Genomic DNA, 17,318 nt, shown 5'->3' with positions numbered 1-17,318 from the left:
GTTCGGCTTTTCCTCCTTCCCGCTCTTCCTGCTTCCTCTTCCTTTCGCCTCCTTTGCCTTCTTCTTCTCTTTGTTCTTCCGCCTTCACCTGGACTTCTCTTTCTGAATTGACCTTTTTTTATTCAAACAAAGAATTGCTGTTTGACTACATAGAGCGTGCTCAACTCTATGATTTTATTGGTGATAAAGAAAAAGCTGATAAGGAGTGGAAGTTTATTGAGAAAAAATGGGGGAACGATGTTGTCAACGATAGCAGGCTCCTCTCGTAGGAAAAAGGTGACGTGAGGCTGGTTTTCTGGCAAGATGCCCAGTTATCTTCACACCACATTTCATCTCAGAAGAGGTTCATCCCTTGCGCAATCGGGTTTTAGTTATCGGTATTGACGGAACAACATTTGACTGGATTGATCCATTGATGAAGGAAGGCAAGCTTCCAAATCTGGCCAGGATCAATCAACAGGGCACGCGGGGCCCACTCGAAACGGTCTTCCCTCCCATCACTTCGACAGCCTGGACGTCGTTTGCCACCGGCAAAAATCCTGGGAAACACGGCATTCTGGAATTTATCCAGCGCCGGGGTGGCAGCATGCGCGAAATGGCGGCCAATGCCACCCAACGCACTGGCAAAGCGCTCTGGGAAATTCTGGGCGATGCCGGAAAAAAGGTAATTGTCACTAACTTCCCCGTGACCTATCCACCACGTCCGGTCAATGGTGTTCTGATCTCGGATTTTATGACGCCTCGGGGACGCCGCGATATTACCTACCCCAACACGTTGCTCGCTGATATCGAAGGCAAACTTGGCCCGTACCGGCTCTATCTCACCCAAACCTACGCCAAGGGCAATGTAGACGGTGTGCTCGACGAAGTTTTTGATGAAGTTGATTACAAATCCAAGGTTAACCGCTATCTGATGGAACGCGAAGACTGGGATTTTCTCGTCACCCATATTTGGGGAACAGATCGCCTCCAGCACGAAACGTGGCACGTGATGGATCAGTCGCATCCACGCCATGACAGCGAGGAATTTAAAGCCCATCGCGCCCGTATCGTTGAATTCTGGCAAAAAGTTGATCAGGAAGTCGGCAATATGGTGACGGCTGCCGGCCCGGAAACTACCGTTGTTCTCGCCTCCGATCATGGCTTTGGACCCGCCCACAAATACTGTGCTTTCAATATCTGGTTGATGCAGGAAGGGTTTCTCAAACTCAAACGCACGGCTCAAACCCGGTTGAAACAGGCCATGTTTGCACTTGGGATGACGCCGGAATTTGCTTTTAAACTCTCTCGTCAGCCAATTTTCAAGAAAATCCGTCCAGCACGCGGCGTTGGAACGCAGGGCAACAAAGTCAGCCGCCTCAATCAGTTATTCCTCTCTTTTAATGATGTGGACTGGTCACGGACTACCGCCTTTTCAAAAGGGAATTACGGCCAGATTTTCATCAACCTGAAAGGTCGAGAACCGCACGGCATGGTCGAGGAAGCCGACTATTCCAAAGTCCGGGATCAGATCGTCAAAAAACTTCAGGCTATGCGTGACCCCGACACGGGTGAACCCTTTATCGGCGAACTCTATACTCGCGAAGACCTCTATCAAGGCGAGCACATCGCTGACGCCCCGGATGTGTGTTTCCTGCCCAAAGATATGCGCTATGTGTCGCTGGGGAATATGGATTTTACCTCCAACCGATTCATTGTGGATGCGTTTGGAAACTCAGGCACCCACCGGATGCACGGTATTTTGATGGTTCAGGGACCCAATATCCGGCAAGGCGCCCATCTGACCGAAGCCAAAATTCTGGATTGCGCCCCAACCATTCTGCATTTGATGGGATTACCAGTCCCCGAAGATATGGACGGCAAAGTCTTAACCGGACTCTTCACCGATGACTTTATGCGCCAGCACCCGGTTCAGGTCGGTGATGCTGCGACGGGCGAGGACCTGCCTGATCTCGAATTTTCCGACGAGGAAAGCGAAGAAGTCCGCGAACGCCTGCGGGAACTTGGGTATTTGGGGTGATGTTTTAGATCAGGGTTCGGGGTTCAAACCCCGAACCCCGAACCCCGAACCCCGAACCCCGAACCCCGAACCCCGAACCCCGAACCCCGAACCCCGAACCCCGAACCCCGAACCCCGAACCCCGAACCCCGAACCCCGAACCCCGAACCCCGAACCCTAAAAAAAGCACCCAGTTGCTTTTCGCCCATTGCTTGGGATACGCTTCCAGCCATTCATCCCTCTCTTGACCCAGCCTCAACTGATATCAGTTCCTCCCAAAGGCTGATCTTCAAGAGGAATTACATCGAACTTCATCGCTTTCTTTGAAAATGTATCTCGCGAGCCGAGACCCGGTGGCGAGGAAAGGAATTTTTCTATGACGACTCCCAAAGAATCTCTGGTTGGAAAAGCGACACCGCTGGCAGTCAATGATTTTGACCATCTGGAATATTTTGTCGGCAATGCCAAACAGTCAGCCTTCTTTTTTCGCTTTGCCCTGGGTTTTGACATTGTTGCCTACCGTGGTCCGGAAACCGGCACCCGTGAGACAGTGTCCTATGTCTTAAAACAAAATGACATCAAGTTGATCATCACGGGGGCCTTTTTACCTGAGCATCCGGTTACCGAGCACGTTCGCAAGCACGGTGACGGAGTCAATGCGGTCGCTTTTAAAACGGCTGATGCCTTCGGCGACTATGAAAAAGCCATGGCTCGTGGTGCGGAATCAGTTCAGGAGCCAACCACGATTGAAGACGAGCACGGCACCGTCAAAACCGCAGCCATCAAAGCCTATGGCGACACGATTCACCGGTTTATCGAACGCGAAGGCTATAAAGGCACCTTCCTGCCTGGATTCCGCGACCTGTATCTGCCCTCCCCCAACCGGGCGGGACTCATCCGGATTGATCACATTGTGGCCAATGTGGGCTGGAACGAGATGGAAACCTGGGTGGAGTACTACGAACGAATCTTTGGGTTCTTCCAATTCCGTCACTTTGACGAAAACGACATCAGCACCGAATTCACGGCCTTGCGGTCCAAAGTCATGGCCAGCCCGACACTCGGCATCAAACTGCCGATCAATGAGCCCGCCGAAGGCCGCAAACGCTCGCAAATTGAAGAATATGTTGATTTTTACCAGACACCGGGCGTCCAGCATGCGGCCATTACCACGGCGGATATTCTCTCCACGGTGCGCCAGTTGCGGGCCAACGGCATCGAGTTCCAAACCGTGCCTGGCAGTTATTATGACACGTTGCTGGATCGAGTTGGACCGATTCGGGAAGATGTTGAAATCTTGAGGGATCTAGGCATTCTGGTTGACAAGGATGACAGCGGCTATTTGTTGCAAATCTTCACCAAGCCAATCCAGGATCGGCCAACCTTCTTCTTTGAAATTATTCAACGCATGGGCAGCGAGAGCTTCGGCAAAGGCAATTTCAAAGCCCTGTTTGAATCAATCGAACGTGACCAGGCCGCCCGCGGAACGTTGGACAAATAGGAATGACTGACAAGGTGACAGGGTGACAGAGTGACAAGGTGACAAGGTGACAAGGTGACAGGGTGACAAGGTGACAAGGTGACAAGGTGACCAAATGATATTGTGTCATCTTGTCATAGAGTCACCCTGTCACCTTGTCATAGAGTCACCTTGTCATAGAGTCACCCTGTCACCTTGTCACTTTGTCACACGGTCACCTTGTCACTTTGTCACACGGTCACTCTTTCGGGCTTCGATTGTCTCCAGGGCTTCAATAAAATACTCGACCACATCGCCGTCAAACTGGGTTCCAGCATTGGCTCTGAGTTGGGCGATGGTTTCTTCTTTCGATAGTCTGCTCCGATAGGAGCGATTGCCCTGCATGGCATCGTAGGCATCCGCCACCGCAATAATGCGCGCGCCAAGCGGAATTTCATCGGCATCCAACCCTTGCGGGTAGCCTTTCCCATCAATCCGCTCGTGATGACATCCCACCAAAATCGCAACTTCCCGCATTTCGGGAATGGCGTCTAAAATTTGGACGCTATAGCTCACGTGTTGCTGCATGACGGAGCGCTCATCAGTCGAAAAAGGTTCGGGTTTGTTGAGGATGTGTTCGGGGATTTCAACTTTCCCGATGTCATGGAGCAGAGCCGCCAGACGGATGGTCTCGATTTGATACTCATTCAATCCATACTGCTCAGCCACGGCAACCGATATCAGTTCCGCCATTTGAGAGTGTTCTTTGGCATAGGGATCTTTCATTTCTAAAAGTTTCAGCAAGGTATGAATTGCCCCAATGTAGGCGCTTTTGATATCGGCGGCGATTTGCTGGTGATGCCTTCGGACTTCGCTGGTAATGAGGATGTTGTCAATGACATTGAGCAATTCGCGGTGACCAAACGGCTTGGTCAAATAGGCCGCCAGCCCAAGCTCCATCAACTGACGCCGTTCGGTGTCGTTATCGGTTTTCGCGGTGAGCATCAGGACTGGAGTGTCCCGTACCTCTTTGTATAAAGAGTAGGTACGAAGTGTGCGAAACACCTCGGCCCCGCTCATTCCAGGCATCATATAGTCCAAAATGACAAGGTCCGGTCGGTCGGCCAAAATACGTTGTAGCCCTTCTTCTCCATTGGTCGCCAAAGAACAGCGATGTCCAGCGCGTTCTAAAACAACTTTGCCGAGTTGGGTCATAGCTGGTTCATCATCAACGAAGAGGATTCTTCGTGGGGCAGTTTGCGTCATAGCGAAATTTCCGTTTTCTGTATGGAATGAATTTTTGGTGTGCTGTCCTTGTCAGAGAGGTTCCTGAAATAAGGGGGCTTGAGGGTCGCATTGCGGCTGAAAATCCTGGGGCTCAGGGCTGAAGTCTCGCAAGCTCGGGGCTGAAGACTTCGGGCTTGGGGCACAGGAAGGGATGAGGGATGAGGGATGAAATAAACCCAATTTCTTCAGCCCATTGTCTTCAACCCGATTTCTTCAGCCCGAGATTCTTCAGCCCGACTTTTTCAGCCCGTGCCTATGAGGCTGGCAGCAATGTTTCTAAGAGTGCTGACATTTGTTTGGCGTGATGTTCAATATTGCGGAACATTTCAAATTGCTGAGGGTTCATCTGCCCGTACTCGCCACGATTCAATAACTCTGAAAACCCAAGTACCATCATCAGCGAATTTCGAAACGCATTGACCTGGTCTTGTGGCGGGGCAGGTCGCCCAACGCTCATCGCCGCAAACAGTTCAGCTCGCGATTGCTCCAGTTGCATCCGGGTTTGCTCTAATTCGTGACGAACCCCTTCAAGCTCGGCCATGACGACCTGGGCAGCATCCGTGCGACTCTGGGTGACATCCCGAACGGCAATCACGCGGCCATTGGCAAACTCAGCGGCAGCCTGACCGTCACTGGCGGAAAGTGTCAAGGCGGAAACCGTTACCGAAAGGGAGCCTCCATCCAGGGTATTGATATCAGTGTGGATTTGCTGGTCTTCAGTGGACATGTGCAAATGCTGCCACAGATTCGCATTTTGCATCCCTGGCCCCTGGCTGATTTCATCAAATGTTGATGACTGCAGCTCACCCTGAAAACAGCCGGTCAGAAATTCAGCCATCGGATTGCCAAACCGTAAGTGACGCTGGTTATCAATGACAAAGATTGCTTCATCCAGCAGTTTGAGCACATTTTCGGCAACCCCTTGAGGTAAAACAGTTTGGACGACTGGCTCTTCCACGGGTTGGACCATGGCGGGTTCAGGCGGAGGCGGCAGCGGGGATTCAAGCCGCAGTAAAACACTTTGAGCACAATTGAGCAGCACCTCAGCCACTGCCCCTCCATAGGCAGGAGGACCAACCGGCGCATTCCATTGCACGCCAATCACCAGGGCGCCAGGCAATGTCAACTGAGGCAGTAAATACCACTCAATCGTTGCCGCCTGATTCGGAGGCAGCAGGGTTTGCCCGGTCGCTAATTGAACCACAAGCGATGACTTTTCAGGGGTGCCCACCCGTTCCATCAAGGCACTGGCAAAAGAGCGGGTTAAAAACATGCCTTCCAGGGAGACTTTGGGAGGCGTGTCATACACTTCGGTCGGCACCGGTAGCGGGTTTCCATCAACATCAAAAGGAATCAAAAAGGCACGCGCTGCCTGTAAGCAGTCTTGTGCCGCCCGCACCAGAGTTTCGTAAACACCTTCGGAAGATGTCGTTTCAGCGATGTCTCCCGTAAATGTGGCCAGTTTTTGAAAAACCTCGATTAGCCGTGTATCCAGCGCTGGTTGCCGAACTGGAGTTGGGCGGGCAGCCGGCGGCAACGAAGACACAGGTTTAAAGGTCGGGAGGCTCTCTGATGAAGAACTCAAAAGTGCGTCCAGCCCTGTCATTTCTCCAGCCGGCGTAGGCCGTGGAGGCGGCGACGGAGACGAAAACCAGGGGTCGGCAACTGGCGGCGCCGGCGGCACCATTCTGGGCGGCGGTAAGGACGCCGCGAGCGGTGCATTTGGGGGCGGACCCGCAAACGGATTTGCCATGTGCTGGGTTGACGGCGATGGAGTCGGAGTTGGCGGTGTATGAAAATCAGCCAGCGGATCGGCCAGTGATACTGGCGGAGGCAACGGCGGAGGCGGCACAAAGGGTGCGGTTGGGAGCGGTGCGGTTGGCACCAAATCCCCCAAAGGGTCCGCGTCTGACCAGTTGGCGGGTTGACCGATGGTGGGTTCAGTGTCTATCTGATCTAACCCAACCGAGGGACTGCCTGGCTCCAAGCCAATCTCCAGAATATTCGAGGCGTCAGGGACTGGATCCGGAACGGCGGGTGGTCGGCCACTTGGCTCCAAAGGCAAGGGGTTTCCACCAGACCCAGCCGATTGCAGCGAGGCGTCACGGCCCCGCCGGGGGTCAAATCGCTGGGGAATCGGTACGGATCCCATCAGCGTCTGAACCACTGGGGCAGAAAGAATCGGGACTGGAGGTCGTTCAGCTTTCGAAACAACATCTGCCACTTCAACCAGCGGAAGCGATTCGTCCTCCCCTTTGTTCTTAGGAGGCACCGAACTTTCTTGATTGGCAGGCTTGCGCCGAAAAGCGTCAACGAAATCGCGTATTTTCATGGTGTCACTGATGATTCCGAAGATCTGAGCCGATGCCCTACCAGATCCATCACCAGCACCCACGAGATATTTCATCCTGAAATAGTGTGGAGTGCCAGTGTCACCAATCCCCCTGTGAGGCAGGTTTCCCCTGAAAGTTGATTTTTACCAGCAGCGTCTTTGGAAGGCTTATCTCGCTACAGAAAAAAGACTTATCCTGATAAGCTTGTTTTCAGGTCGTGGTGTGCTGGGTTAACGAAATGTAAAGGGTGCTACGAAGTACTTTAGATAGAAGCGACGAGTTGAAAGTATAGTCTAAAGCATCTCTGGGCGACAAGACTCCCATTGTGCAAAGTCTCGGTTTCTTATCCAAGGCATCTTGATTTTTTAGGGAAAAAATGCCAGAAACTCTTTCCCCTGATAGACTCAGGTTTCCTGGTTCATCCACCAACGTCAGAAGGCTTCATCAAATCAGTCAGGCGAGAGATAGCCTGACCGGGGGTTCTTTTTTTCCGAAACCAGGATTCCCCATTGAATCCTGGTTTAAGGAGCTCTGTTCGAGAAATCGGAGTCCAGCGGGAAATTATTCATGAAAGGAGTAAGGTGTTTCCCCTTAGCATTCAAAAGCTGAGCGTTGATGCCTGTTAACTAATGAAAGTCAAACAAATACTGGAAGAGGAAATACGCAAACTTGAGCAGGAGCTGAAAATTGAACTCCCACGTGAACTCCAACGAGCCGCCGCCCTTGGTGACTTGCGCGAAAATGGAGAGTACCAGGCGGCTCGGGAACGCCAGCGCTATGTTCAAGCCCGTCTGGGTGCCCTGCATCAACGCCTCGCCGCCCTCTCAATGCTCAACATTGATCAATTGCCTCGTGATCGGGCAGCCTATGGATCAACCCTGGAAGTTCTGGATCTGGACCGAGACACGGAAATCACCTACCGACTGGTCACCCCCGAAGAAGTAGACGTGCCAAACGGGTTGATTTCGACCACGTCTCCCCTGGGCCGGTGCTTTATGGGCAAAGAAGAAGGCGATGAAGTCCAGGCTCAAACCCCACAGGGGGTGCGTCGCTTTGAAATTCTCAAACTGCGTACCATCCACGACGAACTCGCGCAATGACCGGGCAAGTCAGCGACTGACGGGGTCAGGGTTTGGGGATCGAAAAGGTGAACGGCGAACAGTTCCCCTTTTCCCCAACTGCCCTGGTTCACTGGCTTTTCTTCTGAGAAAATTGCCCGTTTTTGCCCCGCTCCCTCCTGGTTTCTTTCCGTCTATCCAACCAACGCTCATTTGGATTTCCTCATCTGGAAAACTGTCAAGCCTGCCGCACTTCAAGTGGCCAGTTCCTCAATCCTGATGGTCACGGCGATTGGCTCAAGTCCCCAACACAGTTTTTCTGTTCAAGTGAGGAAATTTTATGGTGTGTTCTACGTGCGGAGCTGTGCTCCAGCCGGATCAGGTTTTGTGTGGCGTGTGCGGAAAGCCCAACGCCAAACTCCCAACAGCAATGCTCGGTTCCCGCCCAAATGCGACTGAACCACTGGAATATTTCTTTCTTTCGCAATCAGGCACGTCCAACGGTGCCCTGCCAACAACGGTTTCCCGAACGGCTGCACCGCTCCAGGGCGAACTCCCAGTCAAGGACATCCCAAACCTGACCACTTCGTTGCCGCCAACCTCACACATCCAGGTTTGTCGCCGCTGTAACAAGGAACGTCTCCCAGGGATGCGGTTTTGCCCAGCCTGTGGACTTGATTTAACCCCATCCCCATTGGAAAAAGCCCAGGCGGCATTCCGTCACCAGATGCAGCATCAGCATGAACGGGCGCGGTATCAACTGCACCGCTTACTGAAACCCCAGTCTTTTGTGCGCCGACATCTGTTTGGATTGCTGGCCAGTGCCTGTTTGCTGGCTGCTGGTGCCAACCTTTTCTGGCCAATAACCGGGACAACCGATCCAACAGCTTTGGCCCAGGCTGAAATCATCATCCATCTGCGCAGTATTGAATGGTTACTCCTGGGATTGCTCAGTTTAGCAGGCGGTCTCTATTTTAAACCGACTGATGATTTCAGACGGGTGACCAGGTGACAAGGTGACAAAGTGAGGGGATGACAAGGTGACAGGGTGACCAGGTGACAAGGTGACAACCTGACAGGGTGACAAGGTGACAAAATGATCAAATGACAAAATCTTGATGCTCGGCTGGACTTGTCATTTTGTCACAATGTCATTCAGTCACCTTGTCACCCTGTCACAATGTCATTGAGTCACCTTGTCACTCTGCGCCAGGATTCGTCTCGGATATTGACACTTTCAACCTAAATCCCTACACTTTCGATCATCTGTATCCAGAAATCCTAAAATATCATCCCAAACAGTCTTTCTTGTACTTATCCCGTTCATGATCCCAAGTCCGTGTCAGATTCGGGCTTCGTCTCAGGGTTTTTCTGGAGCAGGTAACCTCACTGTCAGTGCACCGAAAAAAATCAAGATTTAATTCATGTCTGGCACTGATATTGCTCAACTTAAATGCAATTTGGATTTTGTTGAAAGGACTCAAACCCGAATGAGTAAGCACCGCTTGCTTCAAATTACGCTGATTGGATTTTTGTCACTGACCTTTGGACAAAACGCTCTGGCTCAAGAAGAACCAGCGGCTGACACCCCCCCCCGCCGAGTCGTGATTACCAACCGTGACTTCGGAGTTGATGATGCACCGGCCAAACCGGCGCCGGCGCCAGAGACAGCCGTACCAGCCGAAGGATCAGAAACTCCAGCCACTGAAGTGAAAAAGGAAGAACCCGAATGGGAAGTCCCACCAAAAACCATCATGAACGTCATCAAAGACAAAGATGGCCGGTGGGTGGTTACCAGTACTCAGGTGCCGGGGAAAGCCAAAGTTCTGGTCGTCGGCAGTGATCGAACCATTTCAACCGGAAAACCTGAGCTTGATAAGTTGATTCTGGAAGCTGGTCAAAAACATGGGGTAGATCCACTGTTGATTACGGAAGTCATGCGCCAGGAATCAGGATTCCGCCAATATGCGGTTTCTCCGGCTGGTGCCAAAGGGTTGATGCAGTTTATTGATGGCACCGCCCGTCGGTATGGCATCACCGATCCATTTGACCCTCAACAGAGCATTGATGGTGGCGCCAGGTACCTGCGCGACCTGCTGGAAATGTTTGATGGCAACGTGGAACTGGCCCTCGCCGGGTACAACGCGGGTGAAAATCGGGTGAAACGCAATGGCAATCAGGTGCCCAATATCCGCGAAACCCAGGCGTATGTAAAAAATATCACGTCCAAGTATGGCAGCAAAAAGCACTACGGGACGAAAAACGCTTCGAAAAAAGCCCAGCCGGCTGAATTGCCGCCTCCACCACCGCGAGTGGTTCAAAATAACGACGGTACGCTCCTGTTTACCAATCGTGAGTAAGGTCTGGAACACAATTTGCCCTTCCATCAGGCACAGCCCCCTACCGGCTGTGCCTTTTACTTTTTCGGAAGGAGTCATAATGGCAAATGACGGGGTTGAAACCAGATCTTGAAACGGCCAAATATCAACTTGAACTGAACCTGCTCCGGCTGACACAGGCCGCTGAAGGAAATTGCTTACACCTGAGACTCACGCTCCCGGATCGGATCCACCAGTTTGAACAACTGCCTGGTACAGTGACCTGCGAGGTGAAGTACCACAAGTTGATTGTTTTATTTTGGGGTGAAAGTTATGCCCAAAGCTGGCAGGTGGTCAGTTTTACGTCGGCTCTCAACCGGATAGAGATTCAGATTTCACGACACAGTGGGCACCTTACCGGGTTGCTTTTGATTCAGATTGATCCCGCCGACAGTCTTCCAATCCTGGCTCACCCTCGACGGACCGAATTTCATGACCGTCTGCTCAAATTGATCAAGCGAACTTTCCCTTCAGTTCACATTCATCGGGCCAGTGCACGCCAGTCCCCAACTGGTCAGCGTTCAGTTTATTTTTCCCGGATCTGGATAACCGCTCAAACCAACCAGTGGGTGGCGATTGGGATCAACCCCGGCGAACTCAAACCAGCACAACATCAGGTGGTTGCCGCCGTTTTGGAAATGGCGACTGAGTTGTTAAAAACCGGAGTTCCCATCACCAGAGCACTGATTTTTGCGCCTCGGGTGTGTATCGAACATATCTGTCGGCAAATCACCATGATTCGCGGACTGAAACTAGAGCTTTTTGAACTTGATGCCACCTGCACTGCGGCTCGCCCGATCAGTTTCCCGCCAGATCAACCAGCACTCTTTACTGGACCGGTCAACCAATTTTTCGAGGCATCCGGCGGAGCCATCCCGCCACTCACTGAAGATGAGCGCGACCAGCTCAACCGTATCGTTGATCTTTCTCCGACCACTATCACCAGTTGCCATTCACTCTCACACCCCTGGATTTCCATTCGGTGGAATGGCCTTGAGTTTGCCCGGTTGGTTCGAGAAACACCTGTTTCACCGGCTCAACTTCGGTTTGGAATCAGCGCCCTTCATCACCCGTTGCGCCAGTTGACCTCAGCTTCACACAAACGGTTTGCCAATCTGGTCCAATTGCTTGGCAAACATCGCACTGGACAACCAGTTGATCATAGACATCCGCTGTACCGATTGCAGGCCGAACGCTGGCTGGAAAGCATTGTCCAACGTGAAATTTCACACCTTGACTCGTCCCTCCAACCACACACGGTTGCCGAACAGGTGGCGGCTTTTAATCTGACAGACGGTGGGTTTGTTGACCTGCTCGGAGTACGTGAAAATGGTCAACTTGCCATCCTTGAATTAAAAGCCAGCGCGGATCCCCAACACCTGTGGCAAGGGCTCGAATACTGGTATCGAGTGCAAAACCACTTACACCGAGGAGATATCCATCGTCACCCGGCTTTTGCACAGCTCAACATTTCACGATCACTGCCACCAGTGCTTTGCTTAATCGCACCAATGCTGGACCTTCACCCGACAACCCAGGATTCCCTTTCCTGGATTGACCCAGCGGTTCCGATTCAAATCATTGGAATTGGCCAGCAGTGGCGACAATCGCTCAAAGTCATTTTCAGAAAGTCGAATCAATAAAAAACAAGGCTCAGGGCTTGGGGCTGAAGACTTCGGGCTGAGAAAACCAGGGCTGAGAAAACCAGGGCTGAGAGCTTGGGGCTCAGGGTTTGAAACCCGTTTTCTTTCGCCCCGAGCTGGCGAGTCTTCAGCCCTTAGGGACTGTAAAAAATCAACTTCCCGTTTTCGTTTGGGAATCAGGAATTTGGATTGAGCATCCTGAAAGGCTGCCGTTCGGATAGCCGGTGGTTGCGAGGTTTTGGGAGCTACCACCGGGAACAGGTTCGTCCTCTCCAGTGCTCCCCCCGCTTCACCCGCGCCCCTGCGGGGCGCGGGTGAAGCGGGGAGCAACAAGGAGACGGCCCGTGGATCCGGTGGTAGGCCCAAAGCGGCCAACCGACCGGCTATCCGAACCGCAACGCTTCGCGGTGCAAAACCAAAACCTGGACGTGGCGGAACGCGCCCCAGGAACTTATTTTTTAACGCTCCCTTAGCCCCGAGCCCGAAGTCTTCAGCCCAACTTCTTCAGTCCGATTTCTTCAGTCCGATTTCTTCCGCCCTCAGCCCCAGATCTTTCAACCCTCATCTGGCAATTTCCCCTTTCCCCTTTCCCTTTTTTCCTTTTTAATTGGGATTAACCCACCACATAGTTTTTCACAACTCAGGTTCTCCAAAATTATGCTGTTACCACGATTGCATCGTTTGTCAGCAGTCATCGTGGCTGCTCTACTTGGAACTTCCCTGCTTTCGCTCAATGTCCTGGCCTTTCGCTCCTCGCAAAGTATTCAGCAATCGCCACTCCCAGCCCCAGTTGTCCAGTCAGTTCCCTTATCCCAATTTGAGCGCATTTACCCCAAGGTGGGTCCAGAGTTTTCACCGGTTCCACTTTCAATTCCGGATCTCTCCCCATCGGCAGGGCAACCTCCCGTGCACTCATCTATCGTGCCCAACCAGTCCCCAACGGCTTCTTATGTAGCTTTGCCAAAGGGGTTGTCAGTACCTGTCCCGCAAAATATTGGATTTGTGTTTAATATTGTGCCGCCAGACCGCCCTGACTTTTTTCTCTTCGGTGAGCAAATCACCCCTGACATTTATCCCGCGACACTCACCCATGTTCTGTATCCATCTTTGAATAGCTGGGTTAAGGATAATGCTGGAAGGTCAGCTCCATCTGCCGCCGGTGCCCAGGTCCGGGTGTTTGTTTTTTCAGCCGATACTGACGCGGATTTGTCCAATGCTCAGATTAACAACGTCAAACAAGGTGATTTTACAATCACAAAGGATTTTTCTGACCTGGCCCAGCTCACGTCTTACCTAAACTATAATGAGTTTGACACCCCAGACCTCACGATTGATCGAGGCAGCTTTTTTGTCCTCATCAAGCTGATTTCAATTGGCTCAAGCCAGCTCAGCCGTGATGGAAGTGATTTTTTCTTTATGGCTGATATTCGCAAACCAAGCAAAGCGGTGATCTCACCGGACGATGGTCGCCGCCTGGTTGGGGTTGGGGTTCAGGTCAATAATTTGGAAGTGGATTTTCCAGTTTTAGCCCGGGTGACGTTGGCCAACACCAGCGTGCCACCACCATCCATTGAAAAAGTCCGCTTCGCGAAAAATAAACTCTCAGTCTTTGGGAAACAGCTTTCGCTCACTGGCCAGCTTCGAATCAATAATAAAGTGGTCGTTCCGCCCTTGCTCGCCCGCTATGTGCAGGAAACTGGCCGCTTACGGGTTCAGGCCACTCAGCAACAATTAAATTTAAAAGACGGCGAAAACGAAATTACTTTCACTGAAGGAAAACTGACTTCAGCCAGCTTCCGGTTCAAGTACGACCCCAAATAGGAAGTAAGGGACTGTAAAAAATCAACTTCCCGTTTTCTTTTGGGAATCAGGAGTTTGGATTGAGCATCCTGAAAGGCTGCCGTTCAGATAGCCGGTGGTTGCGAGGTTTTGGGAGCTACCACCGGGAACAGGTTCGTTCTCTCCATTGCTCCCCTGCTTCGCCCGCGCCCCTGCGGGGCGCGGGCGAAGCAGGGGAGCAACAAGGGGTGGCCTTTGGACCCGGTGGTAGGCCCAAAGCGGCCAACCGACCGGCTATCCGAACTGCAACGCTTCGCGGTGCAAAACCAAAACCTGGACATAATTAGGACGCCCGCGCTCCCAGGAACTTATTTTTTAACGCTCCCTAAGCGAGTAGCGAGTAGTCAATCAAAAAGCGGATAGTGAATGGCAATAATTTATGAAACAAATCCTGATTCCTTTTCTTGTAGCGTGCTTTCTCGCACATGGCCCGGTGTGGGTTTCGTCAGTGTCACCGGGTTCGCAAATCTCAATGGTTCCAGCCAAACGACAGGTTTCCGGGGGACTTCCCTTGGTGGCTGACCTGGCGAAAAAACAGGCACGAGTTCCAGCCTTTCGCCATATTGGCCCACTGACGGTGGTTCTGGCATCGCGCGACCCCAAAGGACTTCAGGATTTGATGGCGGCTCAGCAAAATCCCGCTTCGCCTCAGTACCATAAATGGTTGACACCACAGGAATTTGGCAGCCGATTTGGCCGCCTGCCACAAGAATATGCACAACTGAGGGAATGGCTTCGCTCGACAGGACTCAGGGTCTCTCACCAGTGGCCAAATCGCCTCCAGATGACCATTGAAGGCCCGGCGGAAGCTGTCGAACGCGCCTTTGACGTCCAGCTTGACGAATATCAGCTCGATGACGAAGTTGGATTTGCCGCCAATCGGATGCCATCCGTTCCGACGACCTTTTCATTTATCAAGGGAATCAGTGGCCTGCACAGCTTTACCCGGTTTCAACCGATGATCTCTGAAGCCAGCCTTACATCTGGTGTCTCTCAGGCCGGAAATACCTTTTCGCAACGTGGCCCATCAAATTTAATGGCCCCGGCTGACATCGCCACCGTCTACAACCTGAAACCACTGTTGGATCAAGGATTGGATGGAAGCGGCGTTACGATTGCCGTAGCGGCCCGAAGCGATTTTAACCTCAGCGACCCGGTTGCCTTTCGCTCGCAATTCAATCTACCACCAAAGGATCCGATCAAGGTGTTTCCCTTTGGTCCTCGTCCCAATCGCGGTGGAGTCGAAGAAGTGGAAGCCGTGCTCGATGTCCAATGGGCGGGTGCCACAGCCCCTGATGCCACCGTCAAAAGCGTGATTGCCCCGGATATTGACTTCTCAATTCAGGCAATCACCAACAATATGCCGGAAGCCAAAGTCATCAGCGTGAGCTTTGGCGGATGTGAGCGGTTTAACGGTCTGGAAGTCGCTGAATTTATTGAGCTGCTGTTTGCCCAGGCTGCCACGCAAGGTCAGTCAATTCTGGTTTCATCAGGTGATAACGGGGTGTCTGATTGCCTTCGAATTGATGGGACAACCGCGCCGTCAGTCAATGTCCTGGCCTCTCCGCCACAAGCCACTGGCGTTGGCGGCACCAACGTCAATCCGCAATTTGATGCCAGTAGCAATGCAACTGGCCACGGAGGTGAAACCGGATGGACCGGGAGCGGCGGCGGCGACAGTATCTTTTTTCCCAAACCAGCTTTCCAAACCGGGGTTGGCGTGCCTGAAACAACGGTTCGCACAGTTCCGGATGTCGCCTTACTCGCCGGAAGCCCGGCCTATGCCTATATCATCCGTGGAGCATTGGCCGGTGTTGGAGGAACGAGTGTTTCCACTCCCTGCTGGGCCGGGCTGTGCGCCATTCTCAACGAAGCCAAACAAGCCAATGGACTTGGCACTATCAATCCTGAAATCTATCGCCTGGGAAATGCCCAGGCGACCGGTGCCGGGGCACAGGTCTTTTTTGATACCTTAACGGGCAATAACAGTTTTGGAGCCGTGCAAGGATTTACCTGTCAGCCAGGATATGATCGGGTAACCGGGTGGGGTTCGTACAATGCCGCCCTGTTGGTTGAGAATTTTCAGGCTCAACCTGTAACCGATACTGTGGCGCCAACCATTTCGCTCCAGTCTCCGGTCGGTGGCGAGGAAATTTCCCTGATTGATACCTTTGAAATCCGATGGACATCCGCTGACAATGTCGGTGTTGTTAGCCACGATATTTTGCTTTCGCTCGATAGTGGCGCGACGTTTAATGAAACCATTGTCACCGGGCTGCCGGCCACTACACTTTTATTTCAATGGACACCGGCTGATTATCTGGAGCCGACCACCCAGGCCCGAATTGCCGTTCGAGCCATTGATGCCGGGTTCAATTTCGGAACAGCTTCAAGCCCGGCTGACTTTACCTTGATGGCCGGAGTTGATACCGACCCCCCATCAGTCCGAGTGATTTATCCCAATGGTGACGAGAAGCTAAAATCCAAAAGCAGCACCACGATAACCTGGCTTTCCTCCGACAGGAGCGAAATTCGAGGCCATGAAATTTTCCTTTCAACCGACGGAGGACAAACCTTCCCAACCAAACTCGGTGATGCACCGGGCACGGCCAATTCCTTTATCTTTGAAATTCCGAAATCGCTGACGACCAAAAAGGGAATGATTCGGGTGGTGGCTACGGATACAGTTGGAAATATCGGCCAGGACGAAAGTAACGAAGTCTTCAAGATCAAGAAGCGAAAATAGCCACCACGCTAAGTTTCATGACCAGTTCCTTCCTCCGGCGAGGAGGGAATTCCCGACCGTTCCGACGATGGGGAGAGCCAGATCCAGCCAGTCTCTTTCAGCCTCAAGCCAAGTATCTTCAGTAGTTTACACTTGCGGTTCAATTGCTGGTTGTGGAGGATCCTCTGAGTATTCCAGCCACAAGGCCCCACTTTCTAATTTGATCGGGTACAGCTTGAGATCGGCTGGTGACAGGGAGTTACTGGTACATTTTCCGGTCCGCAGATCAAACGACCAGTGATGCCAGACACAAATGACCTCCGTACCAGCACAGGCGCCTTCATCGAGCGGGGCGCCCATATGCGGACACCCCCGGGCCGAAGCAAAATATTCTCCCGCAATATTATATAAAATGATCTTTTTCTCTTTGACCTCAACCACAAAAAAGCTTCCCTCACGAACCTGGCGTCGTTCGGCGACTTTGATCCATTCACCCATGGGAACACCTCGATCTGAAAAAATTGAAAAATTTCGAATGTTTGACCGGAAGGAATAAAGGCCCGCTGTTACTCTATTCAGGAACCAGGAACGGCGCAA

At 52.2% G+C, this 17,318-nt stretch carries 12 protein-coding genes; 9 read left to right on the top strand and 3 right to left on the bottom strand.

All coding sequences use genetic code 11. From position 1 onward, the window contains the following. From HY774_17970 to hppD, 3 genes are all read left to right on the top strand, one after another. Window positions 1-269: hypothetical protein (locus HY774_17970; GenBank protein ID MBI4750372.1), on the top strand; the 269-nt coding region annotated here is incomplete at its 5' end. Between the two features lie 83 nt (window positions 270-352). Then, window positions 353-2,020, top strand: a complete 1,668-nt coding sequence (locus HY774_17965; protein MBI4750371.1) for an alkaline phosphatase family protein — start codon at window positions 353-355, stop codon at window positions 2,018-2,020. 355 nt (window positions 2,021-2,375) lie between these two features. Then, on the top strand, window positions 2,376-3,500 hold the full coding sequence (hppD, locus tag HY774_17960) for a 4-hydroxyphenylpyruvate dioxygenase (GenBank protein MBI4750370.1): 1,125 nt from the start codon (window positions 2,376-2,378) through the stop codon (window positions 3,498-3,500). A 201-nt stretch (window positions 3,501-3,701) separates the two neighbouring features. Here hppD and HY774_17955 read toward each other — a convergent pair whose 3' ends face one another. Together HY774_17955 and HY774_17950 are read right to left on the bottom strand one after the other, a co-directional pair. Continuing rightward, on the bottom strand, window positions 3,702-4,724 hold the full coding sequence (locus HY774_17955) for a response regulator (GenBank protein ID MBI4750369.1): 1,023 nt from the start codon (window positions 4,722-4,724) through the stop codon (window positions 3,702-3,704). Window positions 4,725-4,998: 274 nt separating this feature from the next. Next, on the bottom strand, window positions 4,999-7,077 hold the full coding sequence (locus HY774_17950) for a hypothetical protein (protein MBI4750368.1): 2,079 nt from the start codon (window positions 7,075-7,077) through the stop codon (window positions 4,999-5,001). Window positions 7,078-7,707: 630 nt separating this feature from the next. Between HY774_17950 and HY774_17945 the strand changes: the two genes are divergently transcribed. From HY774_17945 to HY774_17920, 6 genes are all read left to right on the top strand, one after another. After that, entirely contained in the window at window positions 7,708-8,178 is a 471-nt protein-coding gene (locus tag HY774_17945; protein MBI4750367.1) for a transcription elongation factor GreA, read from the top strand. A 298-nt stretch (window positions 8,179-8,476) separates the two neighbouring features. Beyond that, complete coding sequence (locus tag HY774_17940; GenBank protein ID MBI4750366.1) at window positions 8,477-9,148, top strand: hypothetical protein; 672 nt, start codon at window positions 8,477-8,479, stop codon at window positions 9,146-9,148. 412 nt (window positions 9,149-9,560) lie between these two features. Then, entirely contained in the window at window positions 9,561-10,496 is a 936-nt protein-coding gene (locus HY774_17935; protein MBI4750365.1) for a lytic transglycosylase domain-containing protein, read from the top strand. A gap of 86 nt (window positions 10,497-10,582) precedes the next feature. Next, the gene (locus tag HY774_17930; GenBank protein ID MBI4750364.1) at window positions 10,583-12,157 is read left to right on the top strand and encodes a hypothetical protein; all 1,575 of its coding nucleotides are present in this window, start codon (window positions 10,583-10,585) and stop codon (window positions 12,155-12,157) included. 657 nt (window positions 12,158-12,814) lie between these two features. Continuing rightward, entirely contained in the window at window positions 12,815-13,978 is a 1,164-nt protein-coding gene (locus HY774_17925; GenBank protein MBI4750363.1) for a hypothetical protein, read from the top strand. Between the two features lie 490 nt (window positions 13,979-14,468). Beyond that, complete coding sequence (locus tag HY774_17920; protein MBI4750362.1) at window positions 14,469-16,742, top strand: S8/S53 family peptidase; 2,274 nt, start codon at window positions 14,469-14,471, stop codon at window positions 16,740-16,742. Between the two features lie 126 nt (window positions 16,743-16,868). Here the strand turns inward: HY774_17920 and HY774_17915 are convergent, their stop codons facing one another. Further along, a complete protein-coding gene (locus HY774_17915) occupies window positions 16,869-17,219 on the bottom strand; it encodes a Rieske (2Fe-2S) protein (protein ID MBI4750361.1) in 351 nt (116 codons plus the stop codon). Window positions 17,220-17,318: the final 99 nt, after the last annotated feature.

The organism is Acidobacteriota bacterium (assembly GCA_016208495.1).
Lineage (GTDB): Bacteria > Acidobacteriota > Blastocatellia > Chloracidobacteriales > Chloracidobacteriaceae > JACQXX01.
This window is presented reverse-complemented; position numbering and strand designations above follow the sequence as displayed.